At 58.0% G+C, this 15518-nt stretch carries 13 protein-coding genes; 6 read left to right on the forward strand and 7 right to left on the reverse strand.

The window, feature by feature from the left end:
- Positions 1-98: 98 nt before the first annotated feature.
- The 6 genes from LB553_RS12900 to LB553_RS12925 all read right to left on the reverse strand — a co-directional run bounded on the left by LB553_RS12900 (position 99) and on the right by LB553_RS12925 (position 7947).
- A complete protein-coding gene (locus LB553_RS12900) occupies positions 99-1094 on the reverse strand; it encodes a glycine betaine ABC transporter substrate-binding protein (protein WP_224513690.1) in 996 nt (331 codons plus the stop codon).
- Positions 1095-1208: 114 nt separating this feature from the next.
- A complete protein-coding gene (locus tag LB553_RS12905; RefSeq protein ID WP_224513691.1) occupies positions 1209-2747 on the reverse strand; it encodes a trimethylamine methyltransferase family protein in 1539 nt (512 codons plus the stop codon).
- Between the two features lie 35 nt (positions 2748-2782).
- Positions 2783-3664 carry a dihydrodipicolinate synthase family protein gene (locus tag LB553_RS12910; protein WP_224513692.1) on the reverse strand — a complete coding sequence of 294 codons (882 nt, stop codon included), beginning with the start codon at positions 3662-3664 and terminating at the stop codon, positions 2783-2785.
- A 12-nt stretch (positions 3665-3676) separates the two neighbouring features.
- Positions 3677-5053 (reverse strand): NAD(P)/FAD-dependent oxidoreductase, encoded by a 1377-nt coding sequence (locus LB553_RS12915; protein ID WP_224513693.1) that lies wholly within the window; start codon positions 5051-5053, stop codon positions 3677-3679.
- Positions 5054-6348: 1295 nt separating this feature from the next.
- On the reverse strand, positions 6349-7089 hold the full coding sequence (locus LB553_RS12920; protein WP_224513694.1) for an IclR family transcriptional regulator: 741 nt from the start codon (positions 7087-7089) through the stop codon (positions 6349-6351).
- A 99-nt stretch (positions 7090-7188) separates the two neighbouring features.
- Positions 7189-7947 carry an enoyl-CoA hydratase/isomerase family protein gene (locus tag LB553_RS12925; RefSeq protein ID WP_224513695.1) on the reverse strand — a complete coding sequence of 253 codons (759 nt, stop codon included), beginning with the start codon at positions 7945-7947 and terminating at the stop codon, positions 7189-7191.
- A gap of 135 nt (positions 7948-8082) precedes the next feature.
- Here LB553_RS12925 and LB553_RS12930 point away from each other — a divergent pair, with 135 nt between their 5' ends.
- From LB553_RS12930 to LB553_RS12950, 5 genes are all read left to right on the forward strand, one after another.
- Positions 8083-9261: a CaiB/BaiF CoA transferase family protein gene (locus LB553_RS12930; protein ID WP_150828376.1), complete on the forward strand. Its 1179-nt coding sequence runs from the start codon at positions 8083-8085 to the stop codon at positions 9259-9261.
- On the forward strand, positions 9258-9830 hold the full coding sequence (locus LB553_RS12935; RefSeq protein ID WP_224513696.1) for a cysteine dioxygenase: 573 nt from the start codon (positions 9258-9260) through the stop codon (positions 9828-9830). The genes LB553_RS12930 and LB553_RS12935 overlap by 4 nt, the downstream gene beginning before the upstream one ends.
- Before the next feature lie 87 nt (positions 9831-9917).
- Complete coding sequence (locus LB553_RS12940) at positions 9918-10256, forward strand: carboxymuconolactone decarboxylase family protein (protein WP_224513760.1); 339 nt, start codon at positions 9918-9920, stop codon at positions 10254-10256.
- A 156-nt stretch (positions 10257-10412) separates the two neighbouring features.
- On the forward strand, positions 10413-11507 hold the full coding sequence (ribB, locus tag LB553_RS12945) for a 3,4-dihydroxy-2-butanone-4-phosphate synthase (RefSeq protein ID WP_224513697.1): 1095 nt from the start codon (positions 10413-10415) through the stop codon (positions 11505-11507).
- A 100-nt stretch (positions 11508-11607) separates the two neighbouring features.
- Positions 11608-12132 (forward strand): cupin domain-containing protein, encoded by a 525-nt coding sequence (locus tag LB553_RS12950; protein WP_150828379.1) that lies wholly within the window; start codon positions 11608-11610, stop codon positions 12130-12132.
- A gap of 51 nt (positions 12133-12183) precedes the next feature.
- Here LB553_RS12950 and LB553_RS12955 read toward each other — a convergent pair whose 3' ends face one another.
- On the reverse strand, positions 12184-13941 hold the full coding sequence (locus LB553_RS12955) for an ABC transporter substrate-binding protein (RefSeq protein WP_224513698.1): 1758 nt from the start codon (positions 13939-13941) through the stop codon (positions 12184-12186).
- 574 nt (positions 13942-14515) lie between these two features.
- Between LB553_RS12955 and LB553_RS12960 the strand changes: the two genes are divergently transcribed.
- Positions 14516-15451 carry an NAD(P)-dependent oxidoreductase gene (locus tag LB553_RS12960; RefSeq protein WP_224513699.1) on the forward strand — a complete coding sequence of 312 codons (936 nt, stop codon included), beginning with the start codon at positions 14516-14518 and terminating at the stop codon, positions 15449-15451.
- Positions 15452-15518 lie beyond the last annotated feature (67 nt).

Raw genomic sequence — 15518 nt, forward strand, 5'->3', positions numbered from 1 at the left:
TCGAGAGCTTACATGTACGATATGTGGATATCGTTGGGGTACGCAGGTGCGGGCCTCGAGCAAACCTCTCGAAACCCGCACTTGCAAGTCGGCAGAACTTAGAGCGCGGCCTTGACCTTTTCGGCAACGTCAGCGGAGACCCACTTGGTCCAGACTTCCGGCATGTTCTGAATGAACCACTTGGCGCCGTCGGCTCCGCTGGCCTGGTTCTCGGTCATCCACAGCATCACCTTGCCGACTTCAGCCTGCGTCCAGCTGCGCTTGCCGAAATACTCCATTACCTGGTCCACACCGCCACGCTGCAGGTATTTGCTGCTGGCCAAGGTCACCATTTCGGCTGGCTTCCAATAATTCGGCTTAGGATCCGGGCAGTCCTGCTTCGTGGTGCAGTGTGTCCACTCGGCGTCGTCGTGCGCGGGGCCTTCTAGACGGACCATCGGGTACTTCACCAGAAGTGAAGTCGGAGCCCAGTAGGAAGCGATGAAGCCCTGCTTCTGCTCGTACGCTTTGGCGATCGCGCCGTCGAGAGCTGCTGCCGACCCGGTCGGGACCAGTTCAAAGCCCTTCTTCTCGGCCTCAAAGGCCTTGAAAAGTTGCGACGTCACGACTGTATCGCCCCAACCCTGTGGGCCCTGGAGAATCCCGCCTTTGGACGGATCCTCCGGAGCCGGAAAGAGGTCTGGATGCTTCAAGGCGTCATCCACAGTTTTGATATCGGGATGAGCGTCCGCAACGTACTTGGGAATGTACCAGCCAGAATTCTGGCCGTCGCTGATCGCCGTTCCAATTTGGCTGATGCGTTTCTCTTCAGCGCCTTTCTTGTAGACGTCCCCGAGCAGGCTGGGCGTTGATTCCGGGGAAATGTCAGGTTGGCCCTTCTCGATCATTGCCGTGATGGTTGGCACAGTATCGCCTGCAACGGTGGTTGCACTGCAACCATAGCCGTTGTTGAGGATGAACTGGTCGACATAGGACATGGCCTCGGCGGACTGCCAGCTGAAAACTGCCAGCGTAACGTCTCCGCAAGCCGCGTGAGCTGCACTGCCACCTAGCAGAGTCCCAAGGATGGCAGCGGGACATATTAGGCGTCTCATGTGTTCTCCTCTTATTAGGCGTGGCTTATTGACATATGGCACCGACCCCACGCTGCCCGGCGAAAATAAACCCTCTGCAGAACTTAAGACCTCGAGAGCGTCTTTTGCTCCGGGCTATGCGAGATTTGGCGAAATCTCCGGTTCTCTTCTTCTGACAAAGTCATCAAGAGCTTCCCGCTTCGCAATATCGAGCGGCGGCGGTTCGTACTGCCTCAGGAGCGACTCCGCCTTCTCTGCCGCCCGAACTGGAAGATCTTTGCGGCCATTGGCAACCCATTGCTCGTAGGCCTCGTAGTTCAGGATCTCGGGCGCGATAAATGCGTCCTGGAAATATTTCAGTGTGAACGCGTCACCCAGGTAGTGCCCGCCCGGGCCAACGCGACGCATGGCCTCCATCCCCTCCTCGAGCCGGTCGAAGTTTACGCCCGCAGCGTATTTGGCCATGAGCAGGTTCTGCTCGCCATCGGTCACCAGCTTGGCCAGGCAATGAACCATGCCAGCCTCGTCCCAACCCCCGGCATGCAAGAGCAGGTTGGCGTTCGCGGTGACGGCAGCCATGTAGGAGGTGGCGGATTCATAACCGGACTGAGCATCAAATGTCTTCGCGGACGATTGCGACGCCGTGGTTCGCCATGGAATGTTGTACCTGCGAGCAAGTTGGCCGACGATGGCATTCAGCTGGCTGACTTCGGGCATCCCTGACATCGGGGCGCCTGACTTCATCGACACCGAAACTGAATACTGTCCATAAATCGTTTTGGTGCCGGGCGCGACGAGTTGGGTGTAGGCTACGCCTGCAACGGCCTCGGCATTCAGTTGCACAACGGTGGATATCACGTCGGCGGGTGTATTCGCCGCCCCAAGGACAAATGGTGAAATCAACACCACCTGGTTGGCCAGCGCGAAGACCCGTAGGCCCTCAAGCATGGTGGCGTCCCAAACCAGGGGCGAGTTTCCGGAGACCTGACCCCACAATACGGCATTTTCGTCCATAAAGTCCTGACCGTAGACGATGCGAGCCATGGCCATGCAGTCTTCGGCTCGTCCCTGCCCGGTGGTCAGGCCGTTGGTGGCCAGATCGATCTCGACAAAATTGCTGTGGGAGATGTGCAGGTGCCGCCACGGCACCGGGATATCTGTGGGCTCGCAAGCAAAACCGGTGCCCATGTGAAAGCCTGGGCTCATCTGGATGAGCTTGTTGATTTTCCGTAGGTCGGCAATCGTTGAAAAACGCCGAGTCCCATCGAGATCGCGGATGTTGGGGGCGCCCTGCATCGGACAGAACGTCAGGGTGTCCACTCCGATCTCGAACCGGGTATTGTCTCCGCGGCCTGTCATCTCGAAACGGGAAGGCGCTTTCGCCAGAAGGGACTCGATCAGTTCGCCGTCGATGTGTACGCGCTGGCCGCGAACGTCAGCGCCCGCCTCCTTCCACTGCGCAAGTGCGAGCTCGTCGCGAAAATCGATGCCAATTTCCCTCAAAACAGTTAGCGAGGCCTGATGGATGTGCTCCAGCTGATCGGCGCTCACCAGTTCCACGGGTCGCAGTCCATAGCGTATCGTTGACAAACGCGGCGCGACTGCATTCTCGCGGGCTGCCTTACGGCTTGCGCGCCCGCGGCGTTTTTCAATTATGAGGTTCTCGGTCATCATCTCACCACTTCGCAAGGCGCCTAACCGGACGCGTTTCACTTGCCGCCCTCCAGCAAGGCGGCGAGTGCGGCAAGCAGCTCGCCTTTCATGGTTTGATCGATTGGCCGCAACGGCTTCCTAACATTGCCGGTGCCGAAACCTCGATGGTGCGCGGCGGCAATGACACACGGGACATAGTCGTGGGTCCAAATGTGCAGCATGGCCGGAAGCATGCGCTTCCACGATGCTAACGCGTCCGCATATCGGCCTTCGGCGATATGTCCATAAAGTGCGACGGACTCGAGAGGGGCAAAGTTGGCCCCTCCCCATATTGCGCCGACGGCTCCCGCCATCAGCGCGTAGACGGTTGTCGTGTCGCAGCCGTTGAGGACCTTTCCGCCGGCCTGAAGGTAGCGTTGATGTGTGGTGAGGTCACCGGCGCTGTCTTTGATGTAGTTGAAGTTTCTGAGGCCGTTGAGCCGAAGATAGAGATCAGGCGAAACGCTGATGCCCGTCGCTTGCGGGATGTTGTAGCCGATGATGTCGACTCCAACTTGATCGTCGATTCCCCGGTAGAATTCAAGGAGACCGTTATCATCGGAGGGTCCCTCCAAATACGGCGGCAGTATCATGAGCGCGTTCGCGCCGAACGTCTCAGCCCTCTTCGAACGGCGGATGACTTCATCAAAATTGAGGGCCGAGCTTTGACATATGACATTGCAGCGGCCGGCGATCTGGCGGATACCAATACGATAGAGTTCATCGCACTCCTCTTCGGTCAGGTAGGGGTGTTGTCCGGTGCCGGATCCTAAAACCAGACCCTGAACGCCCGCTTCGACATATTGGTCGATCAGGCGTTCCCAAGTCTCGTAGTCTACGAATCCTGCCTCGTTGAAAGGAGTCTGCATAGCAAGATTGATGCCGGCAAGGTTCGCCATCTTTTGTTTCCCCTATACTTCCAGTCCTGCCTTTTTGAGACGATATGCCGTGGTCATTCGAACCCCGATTTCCGTGACCAGCTTCGGGTAGCCCCTATTCGGAGCCGGGCGAGCCCTCAGTATGTCGATGGTGCGGGAGCTCATTCCAAGCGCGAACTCTGCCAGCGCCTTACCGAAGGCCGCTCCGCGCGACACGCCCGTGCCATTGCAGAAGCCGGTGCCATAGACATTGGTGGCCAGTTCGCCGAAGATCATGCCGTTGTTCTGGGCCAGCGTCATCATTCCTCCCCAGCTGTGCTCGTACCCGATCGGCGCCAGTTCGGGATAACGACGTTCGAAGGCGATCTGGTGCGTGCGTTTGGCCCACTCGAGGTCAGCGCGCGAGGCCTTGAAGTCTCGCGCATAGCTGTAGACGTTTCTCAGAAAGAGCCGATTGTCGACCGTGCGCCGGAGCGTGGTGCCGAAGCTGTCGGCGGGGATGACGCCGAAAGTCCGCCTGGCACCCAATATGGTCGATTCCTTCTCCGTCAACGGTCGGGTGAGGCTTGCGAAAGTGTAGAGCGGAATTGCGGTTTCATCGAAGAAGCCGAATTTCGTCATATAGCCAGTGTTGCAAAGATATATCTTGCTGGCCCTGATGGCGCCGCCCGGGGTCTGGCAGACGTGGCGCGAATTCGAGTTATCGGGATTGTTGCTGTACTCGACGTCCGTGATAGGCGTATTCTCGTAAATCGAGCAGTTGCCCGGAAGCGCTCGGGCCGCGCCATACATATATTTTGCAGGTTGCAGCAGGACGGTCCCTGGCGCAAATAGCGCCTTGATGTAATGCAGAGAGCCGGTAATAGATTGAATCTCTTGCTTATCCACCCAAAAATAAGTCTGGCCAAGGTTATCAAGGGCTTGCGCGAACATTCTTAGGTTCGCTTCGCCATGGGCCGTTGCGGCGCTGTGGTACTTGCCTTCAGGACTCCAGTCGCACTTTACACCCAGTTCCTCGACTGACCTCCTGATATAAGCCAGACCTTCCTGGTTGATCTCGTACTCTTCATTGTTGCCTCTGATGTCTTCGGCAAAGTGCTTGTTGCGCGGATTGTGGGCGAGGTCGATGGCGAAGCCGGCGCATCTGCCCGCGGCATTGTTTCCGATCCTGCCGGCATCGACGAGTACGACGGAAGAGTCGGGATCCAGTTCGGCCAGACGGCGAGCACAATGCAGCCCCATCCAACCGCCTCCGATGACCAAATGATCGCACGAAACGTCTTTCGTAAGCGTATTTGCGGGCTCAACCGGTCCCATCGTGGCGAACCAGCCCGATACAGACAGTTCAGGATGTACAGTCGGCACTCGCAAGGCGATATCCACCTGATCGTTGAAGGAACGAGTGGCCATGCTGTCATTTCTGCAGAATTTCGGTAGACGGGAAAGAATCTCCGTGACATGAATGCCAATCATGTCTGGCTGCGCAGCAAGGCTGGTGCTCCGCGGCGCCGACCGGGTCGAATGAAGCCGGGTTGACCGTTGACGTCCGAGCTGGGACGGCGGCGTGCTGATTAGCGGCTACCTGGCGTTGACCATCAAGAGCTTTCCGTTGATCTCGTTCCAGGGGACAATTTCAATCCAGGGGGAGCAGCTATGCCTGGAGAAATTCGGACGATCAGCCGGCGTCATGGTTGATTTCTGCGCCTATTTACGAAGCTACCGTAAGGCTGTCGTCCGCCCGGCGTAAATGACCGGGATGCATGACGAAAACACAATTCGCGCTATGATGCGCCCAGTCAGCATTCATGGAGACTCACTTTGGCTGATCACATTAATATTCAGCAGATCCTTCTTGAGCTTTCTGCGCTGGAGCGTTCGTTGAATGATCCTGCCACATTGAGATTCCTTAGAAGTTCGGCACAGGAGAACACGATTAAGACATTCGGGCGAAAGATCACGAACGGCTGGGAAGAGGCGTTGGATGAGGCGCTCCGCGGCGTGAGAAATATCTCGAACAATCGCCGAGTTTACAGCCACGCAACTGACCGAGGTGGGATAGGCCAAACTCAGCCCATCCTCCCCGGATGTTACCCGTTGCCGGCAATCAGTCCGCCAAATTCGACGCCTTGAAGCAGCGGCTTCACCCCCGAGGGTGTTGGAGCAACGGCCACGCAACAGTTCGAATTGCACAAGATTGCCGAGTGCCTCGGGTGAGTGCGAGGACCTTGGTAGTCATGCCGCTTTTTGGGCGCCCTGTGGCTTGGCTCTGAGCTACCGCTGAGGACAAGGCGCGAAGCATGAGCACATGGTTCTTGGCGTCGACCTGGGCACGAACAATTGCAACATTGTCGCTCGATGCAGATGGATCATAGTCGTGTGACCGCGGATCCGTCGCGAAGAGGTGAGTGCGAAAGGTTGCTATCGGTCATGCGGAGGTCTGCCGCAAGCTTTGCCGGCAACGGGTTCGACGGCGCCGTGCGTCGCTCGCAAGGGAGCCCATGACGTTCAAACCGCCTGACAACTGACACAGCCAAAGCTAGAATAGTCGGCGTCGTCTCGCTACGAAGGGGAACTGTATTGGGGGGCAGGACAATTTCGATTTCGTCTCGCGTCAGCTTTCTTGCGACTCGATGAAATTGAGCAGGTGAGAATTCTCAGCTGACAGTTGGACTGGCCCCGCTGACGCTGACCTCTTCAACCGAAATTCACAGCCCGTCCAAACGCTCGGAGATACGGCGCGCCGCACCCATGACCTCCTGTGCGTACGCTTTCATTGTGCGCGACTTCATCCGGCTCGCAGGCCCCGAGACACCTATTGCCGCCTCGACTTTTCCTAGAATCCGGATTGGAGCCGCGACTCCGCAGACGGACTCGCGCCATTCTCCCTGGTTAATAGCGTAACCCTGAGCTCGGACCTTTTCGAGTTCTGCAAGCAGGCTGGTGCGCGATGCATGTGTGTTCGGCGTGAATGCCTTGAGATCGTCGCAAATGGCCTCAATCTCCGCGGCCGGCAGGTAGGCGATGAGCGCTTTGCCAGTTGCCACCGCGTAGCAAGGCGCCCTTCCCCCGACCGTGGTATAAGCACGAACCGGCTCCGGACTGTCGATCTTGTCGATGTAGAGCACCTCGCGCCCTTGCAGAACCGAAAGGTGAACCGTCTCGCGGGTCTTTGCAGCGAGTTCCCCCAAAATTGCTTCCGCTCCGGCCTTGATGTCGAACTTGTCCATTACACGCCGGCCGAGCTCCCAGAGTTTAAGTGAAGGCGCATACCGGCCAAAGGCCGGGTCGCGGCGAAGGTATCCGGCAGCCTCGAGGGTTTTGAGGATGCGATGCACGTTGCTTTTCGGCAGGCTCAACTCATGAGCCAATGCCGTAACACCGCTATCCTCTCCGGAAGTGACGATCACCTCCAAAGCGCGCAGACCCTTCAACAATGTCTTGTCCATCTACCGGCCCCTCACCGATCCGCGCTTCATCTGTCGCTTCCGAAGCTCTCGGTGACGATCTCTCTCACTCCAGATACAGCCGAAAGCGCTGCAATACAATTACGCAGTTGCCGCGCGCCGCTCGCTCGCGACGCGTTCTACATAGCCACGGACCCGCTCCTTTAATCCAGGACGTGCAGCGGAACGGACCAGAGCAGCGAGTGCGCGGTCATCGTCAGCAACGGAGATCTGCGAACGCAGCATCGCCGCCGTCCTTTCGTCGACCCGAGCGACTTTCGCTGCTTCATCGGCGATAAGCTGGCCGATCTGCTCTTCGGTTTCCAGTATCGCCGTCACCAATCCGATCCCAAGCGCCTCTTCAGCGCCGATAGGCTTTCCGGATAGAGCGAGGCGGCGCGCCGCGTCCCGGCCCACGAGAGATGCCAACCGCGCAGTCCCCAGAACCAGACCGAAACCCGATCCCGGAAACGCAAACTGCGCACCCCGCAGAGCAACCCGCGTTTCACAAGCCGCAAACAGGTCTGCGCCGGCGCCATAACAGCGTCCCCGTCCAATTGCGATGCTGGCGATGGGCAAGGAATGAACCATCTGAAGCACCGCCTCGATACGAACAAATCGAAGCAGAAGCGTGGCATCGGACTCGCTTTCAATATCCGACAGATCGAAGCCCGTGCAGAAATGCTTTCCGGCGCCGTCGATAACCAAGAGTCGCGACTTGCCTTGAACCGCAGTTCTGATCGCGCGATCGAGTTCTTCTATCAAGCTCGCACTCAACGCGTTTCCTTTTTCGGGACGAGATAGGGTGACGCTCGCGCGGCACTCGTCACGAACTACCACGATTCCTTGTCTTTCGCTCATCAATCATCCTCTTACAATGTCCGCTCATTGATAAACAATGCAGCGCTTAAAGCTGTCCGCTGGACAATCAAGCGCCAAACGATTATTCTCACATAATAGAACACCGGTCTACATATTAGAACATGGAAATTGATAATGTCGGAGCGAGCGCTTCCCCTTGAAGGCGTGAAGGTCGTCGAATTCTGTCAGGTGGCCGCCGGTCCGTTCTGCGGAATGCTGCTGGCCGACTTCGGCGCAGATGTCGTGAAGGTCGAGAATGTCGACGGTGGCGATGGAATGCGCCAATGGCCTCCGTTGACGAGCGGCTTCAGCGAGAATTTCGCCTCTCTCAACCGCAACAAGCGCTCGATTGCTCTGAACCTCAAAGCGCCGGAGCAAAGAGAGGTTGCGCTGCAGCTATGCCGCAAAGCCAATGTCGTTGTCGAAAACAACCGCCCCGGTGTCATGGCGCGCCTTGGGCTCGGATTTGACGACATCCGTCACCTCAATCCCTCGGTCATCTACGCTTCGATCTCCGGCTTCGGGCAGATCGGGCCACGTTCGAATGAAGGCGGTTTCGACGTCACTATCCAGGCCATCAGCGGCATCATGAGCGTCACCGGAGAACCCGACGGCGGCACCGTGAAATGCGGTGTTCCCGTGAGCGATTTCGCGACCGGGCTCTACGCCGCTTTTTCTATCGCGAGCGCGTTGCGCCAGGCTGAGCAGGAAGGCCTTGGAAGGTACATCGATGTGTCTCTCCTCGGATCAAGTCTTGGCATCTCTGCTCTCCAGACATCGGAGTATTTCGGCACGGGTGTCTCCCCGCGAAAGCTCGGAGCGGCGCACCCGCGAAACGCGCCATATCAGGCATTCCGCGCAATGGACGGATCTTTCGTTATGGCGGCAGGCAATGACAAATTATGGGTATCGGTATGCGAAGTCGTCGGGCTGCCCGAGCTTCTCGCCGACGCCCGCTTCGGCACGAATTCCCTGCGCGCAGCCAACCAGGCAGCGTTGAGCGCCCTTCTCGGAGACGTCTTCATAGCACGTTCCGTCGAAAGCTGGCTGGATGCCTTCCGCGCCTCTGGCGTCCCATGCGCACCGATAAACGATTTCGCTACGGCACTCGCCGATCCCCAGGTGGCCGCAATGGGTTGGGTCGAGCGGATCACCTTGCCGGGTGGCGACACGACCAATACGTTTGGCTGTCCAGTTCGCCTGGACGGCCTGTCCCCACGTATTCGGCGCGGACCACCGGCGCTCGGGGAGCACACTTCCGAGATTATGGAGGCCCTGCAGAAGGCTAAGAAGCCCAAGAGGTTGGCCTCTTGAGCATACAACCCTTCAAGGATTTCGTCCGCTCGCTCACCGAACTGGCTGACAGGAATGCGCGCGAAGAATGTATGCTCTCAGCAGCGCAGCCGCTCATGATGGACCTCCTGCAAAACGATTGCTGGCTGCCCGACGATTTTGCCCGCGCGGACCCGGAGAAGTATACGCAGTACCTGCTTCATTGTGACCCGCTGGAGCGATTTTCAATCGTCAGTTTCGTCTGGGGTCCGGGCCACGAAACTCCCATTCACGACCATACAGTCTGGGGCCTGCTGGGTGTGCTGCGAGGCTGCGAAATCTCTCAGCGCTATATCGAAGGCGATGGCGGACTTCACACGCAAGGGGGATTGGAATACCTCGAAAGCGGTGCGATCGACATGGTGTCGCCGACGATCGGAGACATCCATAAGGTCTGGAACGGCATGAAGGAGCGCGCTTCGGTCTCCATCCATGTCTATGGCGGAAACATTGGCCGTATCAGTCGTCACGCTTTTGGCAATGACGGGTCTCGTAAGGATTTCGTCAGCGGCTACTCATCCCCGGTGATACCCAACATCTGGTGCAGGTAAATCCGAGGGGATCTCTGCGAATGCCCTCGCGCGGCGGCGGCATGCGCAGTGACGCGTTCATCAACAGCAACAGAAAGAACTGAATTGATGCTCAACTGGAAAGAATATCGCGGTGCCGTCGTGAAGCGAGTCGGGGACCTGCGCAGCTTGGTCCCCGAAGTTATGAAAGGCTATGCGGCGCTGGCCACTTCAGGCGAAAAGTCCGCACATCTGGACGGCAAAACACGCGAGATGATCGCACTTGCAGTCGCAGTCACGACGCGTTGCGACGGTTGTATCGCCAGCCACGTTGAGGCCGCTATCAAGCATGGCGCGACACGCGAGGAACTGGCCGAGGCTTTGGGCGTCGCGATCGCCCTCAATGCAGGCGCCGCCCTTGTATACTCGGCCAGAACGCTCGACGCATTCGAGCAGCTGTCGGCTTGACCGGAAGAGGTCTGGGAAGGCTGGCCAACCTGATTGGGCGAACATCAACGCGCCGGCGATAACTCCACCTAGTCGCAGCGTATCGGAGGAGAGACGCTGCGCAAGGGTTTGCCAGAGTTTTGGTCTGAACTCACCAATAAGTCGTGCCGAGGTTTTATGCCATACGATCAGAAAAAAACGGTAGAGGCGATTCGTGCTTTCGAGAAGGGCGAGATCGTTGTCGTAACTGACGACGACGGACGTGAAAACGAGGGTGACTTAATCGTCGCAGCTGTTCACTGCACACCTGAAAAGATGGCGTTCATTGTACGTCACACGTCGGGCATCGTCTGTACACCGATGCCGCGCGAGGAAGCCAAACGCCTCAATCTTACGGCAATGGTTGCGGAGAACGACTCAGCGCACACAACTGCGTTCACCGTCTCGGTTGATTTTAAGCACGGCACGACTACCGGAATCTCTGCTGAAGATCGAACGCTGACTGCTCGGAATCTGGCCAATCGCAATGTTGGCCCGTCCGATTTTGTAAGGCCTGGTCATATCTTTCCACTTGTCGCTCGCGAGGGTGGGGTCCTCATGCGCTCGGGTCACACCGAAGCGGCGGTCGATCTGTGCAAGCTTGCGAACCTGCCCCCGATCGGCGTCATTTGCGAACTGGTCAATGACGACGGGACAGTGACCCGTGGCCCGCAGGTTGCGCGTTTTGCAGAGAAACACGGTCTAAGACAGTTATCGGTCGCGGATCTGATAGCATATCGCCAGCGCAAGGAGACGCTGGTCGAACGAATCGCATCGTCAGAAATCCACACGCTGGGCGGCAAGGCAATGGCGCACACGTACGCGGTTCGGTGGGACAGAATGCATCATTTGGCCGTCGTCTTCGGCGATATCCGCGACGGCGAGAACGTGCCTGTCCGCCTCCATCAGGAGAATGTACTTGATGATGTTTTTGGAGCGGTTGAGCGGCTCCATGAAATTACGCGTGAAATGGGAAAGCGAAAACGGGGTGTCATAGTCTATCTTCGCGAGGGCTCCGTCGGGGTCGGAATTACCGAAAGGCCGGCCCTTAGGCCTGGCGAGGCCCATGACCAAGCTCAAAAGCGAGAAAGCGAATGGCGGGAGATCGGGCTGGGAGCTCAGATACTTAAGGACCTGGGTATCAGTTCCATCAATCTCATCACCTCGCGCGAGCGCCACTATGTCGGCCTGGAGGGGTTTGGCATGGCAATCGTCAGCACAAAGATCACGTAATGCGCGTCGCGATCGACAGCCGTACGAATGTGGCGGCATTTCCGGTTTGACCCGGCGGTCAACACTGCGTCTCGGTCCGTCACAAAAATAGGAGACTCGGATGTCAGGTAGCCATCACCACCACCATGATCATGATCATCACGATGGACTTGACCACGGACACGGCGAACCGCGCTGGAAGCACGACGGCGTCCGCGTGATCAAGGGTGATCGGCTCGATTCGAACACCGCGCAGACGCCAGGCATGTTCCGTCAGGCTGCAATCAACCATGCCCGCGTTGGCGCTCAAAAAATCTGGGCAGGCACGGTCGCCATCGAGCCCAACGCCAAGACCGGCGTCCACCACCACGGTGCGCTGGAAAGCGTTATTTTCGTGCTGCGCGGGAAGGCGCGCATGCGCTGGGGCGACAAGCTTGAGTTTGTTGCCGAAGCCGAGCCGGGCGACTTCATCTTCGTGCCGCCCTACGTACCGCATCAGGAGATCAACGCCGATCCAAACCAAGTGCTTGAGTGCGTGCTGGTACGTTCCGACAACGAAGCCGTCGTTGTCAACATAACCGATGTCGATCCTGTCGAGAAACCCGAAGAGGTTTACTGGGTGGACCCGATTCACAAGCATCCGTGATACGAGTATCGGCGCCTTATGTAGGGCGGACTGCTCCTGTGCGCACTTTGCCTACCGGGCCGAGCCTGCGCCTTGCCGAACGCTTGCGTGATCGCGAACGGAAAGGAAGGGACCGTTTGGCACATCGAGAAGAGTTCTTGGCTTTTCTGTAAGCCTGGAGATACGCAGCGCGGCCGAGTTCAACGCGCTAACATCGTCTTTCTCCCTGCGGAGGGCGGCATGAACCTCCTCTCCAAGTATAGCTTCGATCTGCGGAAATCTCGGTGTGGCAGGCCGGTGCTGGGTGTGCAGAAGACCCTTATGGGCTAGGTCATGGATGAAACTCAACACCCTCGAGCTGGCCTTCATTTCCGAGTCGGTTGCAAAGCGCGGCGCCATCGGCAGGCCATGCTCTCGCTGTTGGTCGGATTTCGCGGAGATTAGCCAACCTACGGCTTCGATGGCAAGTCGGGCGCGTTCCTTCGGCAGGTTCGTCGGAATGGCCAACAGGAAGCCGCTTAACGGCGATGCCCGTGTTCCGCCGAACGCAACTGGCTGCAGCAGATATTTGACGCGCGCCTTGATCAGGGACCGAATGTCGTATTCGAGTCGCGTGGCGCGCATCGACCATATATAGCCCATAGCGGCCTGGCCAGACATGAAAACATCGAGCGAATCGTCCCAAGCGGATTTGAGGATCGTCGGCGGCGAGATTTCGATCAAGCGATGCATGTAGCCGAGCGTGCGATGACCGGCATCGGACACTATGACGTCTGCGAGTTCTTCTTCTTGAAGTCGCTTACGCAAAAGGCCGGTGCGCGGTCCACGTGCCAAAAGAGGCGAGCCGCCCGCGGCGGCCATCAGCGCCATGAAACTCTGCGCCACTGGCGTTCCAGGGCCGGCGTCCCAAACGATACCGTATCGTCCCGGTCCCGCAAGCTTGCGCCCGGCCGCGATCACCTCGTCGAAGGTCTTTGGATATTTCAGCCCAGCCTCTTCGAAAAGGTCCGAGCGCGCGGCAAAAGTGTTGACGCTACAGTAGATCGGAACGCCATAATTCTTGCCATTCCACTGGCCGAGCGATTTAATGTCCGCATCCGCCACAGACGAGGCATAACCCGACTGATCCAACAGGTCGGCGATTGGCTGGATCACGTTGCTTTCAGCGAGGTCACCCAACCAGGACAGGTTGACGCTAACGATGTCGTAGCGCGAGACCGCTCGCTTGCTGTTCTCGATAAGCTCGCGCCTCATCTCCGCGCATTGATGTAGGTGGAAGCTACTCGTGGACCCAAGATTGCTGCGGAAATCAGTCCAGACATTGCGCAGTGCAGCGAAATAAGGGTCATCGTTTACCAGAAACTGCAGTTCCCCGCGGTTGGATGCCGCGCTTGTAAGCTTGCTCGGCGGAACGAATTGCGAAGCCCGCGCTTCGCCGAAGTAATACTCATCCTCGCTTTCCCCCGGGCAACGCGCGCCGATGGCTTCGGCGAAGACAGACTTCATTTCGCGGGCGTAAGTCTCGAACGCCTTCATCATCCCGTCGCTGGGATGGAGAGAATGTGTCTTCTTCGACTTGCCTCGGACGGACCGGACGATGAGACCTTGGCTGATTAGCGACCGAATAAACCGGCGAGACGTCGCGTAGGGCAAGCCCGTCACGCTGCACAACGAAGTAATAGTCACTGCCTTCTTCACATACTCGCTTCTCACGAGATGCGTGACAGTGTTCCAGAAAGGCCGATCATCACGATCGGGCATTGCGCGATCGAAGGCCCCATAAACCCTTTCGATCAATTTGACGACGCGTAACACCTCAAGCTCATTCATGGCATACTCATCTCTCGTGCGTTTGGCATGGTTAGAGAATGTTCCTGTCCGAAGACCGTATGTTCCCTCCGGGAACATTCTTTTAGCCCAATGCGGCCGGCAGGACTTTCCATCGAGACACTGTTCTGCATGTTGATACGGCATTCCAAATATTGCACCGTTAGGGCGACTCGTCAAAGAAATCGTTTCCTATTCAGGTGCCAATCCAGGAATTGACGTGAGCCTACCCCGTCCGGAACTCGCGCTTCGACACATCGGGGAGGATGGATGTCGCGGCCTATGATCACCGCGACCGCCCGCATCTTCTTTCGTTCCGTCGGCTCGGGCGTCAGTGGCGCTGTAGCAGCTCCAGTGCAGACTATCGGGCTCCTAGGGCAGACAGCCCCTACCTGTTCGCGTTGTCCAATCCGGGCGACGTGTGATCAAAATGGCCAATCTGTTAATTGCCACTCGCTCTCTTTGGTCGCACGCTCTACCCGTTAGTCGTTTCACACTCGAGCGGCTTCACACGGGGCTTGCCCGGAATACGCTACGAGCGACCTGCTCGGCAGTCTGACGAAGGAGCTAGCACGTGTTGACCATTCTCAACCACCAGGGTCAGGAGATGGAGCGCGAACTCTTGGCACATTGGTCCAAGCCGAAGGTTGTGACGCCACCAGCAGGCACTCCACGCTGGCAATGGCCGTCCGACATTGACGTACTGTTGACGACTCCGTCAGGCTGGGAAGGTGCGCCAGCCAACCCCGTTCCTGGCTTTGACCGCCTGCGGCTGGTGCAGATGGATACTGTGGGAATCGATCGATATCCCGAATGGCTATTGCACGCTCCCAACGTTGCCAATGCCCGCGGGAGTAATTCGGTGCCGCTGGCTGAATATGTAATGTCAGCAGTCCTTGGTTTTGAAAAGCGCTTCATCGAAGCGCGGATTACCAGACGTGAGGAATGGCGGCATATTCCCATGGGCCAAGTGGAAGACCGCATGATCGGCATTGCGGGCTACGGGGCGGTCGGTCAGGCTATTGCTCACCTCGCCAGAGCCTTCGGTATGCGCATCGCCGCGTTCAAGCGAACTTCCTGGGAACAGCGACCCAAAGGTGTCTTGATCGTCGATTCTATTGGCGAGTTGGCCGAGATTTCTGACCATCTTGTGCTGGCATGCCCGTTGACGCCTGAGACACGGTATCTCGTTGATGGCCGCGTACTGGCGTCGGCACGTCGCGGTATGCATCTGATCAACGTGGCGCGCGGCGGGCTTATCGAGGAGCGCGCGCTATTGAAGGCGCTAAACGACGGCACGGTCGATCGTGCATCGCTCGATGTGACCGAGCCCGAGCCGCTGCCGAGCGGCCATCCTTTCTACACACATCCGAAAGTCAGGCTGACGCCGCATGTCTCGTGGGAAAGCTCCGCCAACAGCGGTCGGATGCGCCGGATCGTGCTCGACAACATTGATGCGCTGATCGATGGCGCGCAGATACGAAATCTCATCGATATCAACCGCGGTTACTAGTGCAGACAACTAGACTTGCGCGCCGAACCCAGACCGGTTGGCGGAGGAACGACCTAACAGCGTGCCA

It is taken from the genome of Mesorhizobium sp. CA8, assembly GCF_020164955.1.
In the GTDB taxonomy this organism is placed as follows: domain Bacteria; phylum Pseudomonadota; class Alphaproteobacteria; order Rhizobiales; family Rhizobiaceae; genus Mesorhizobium.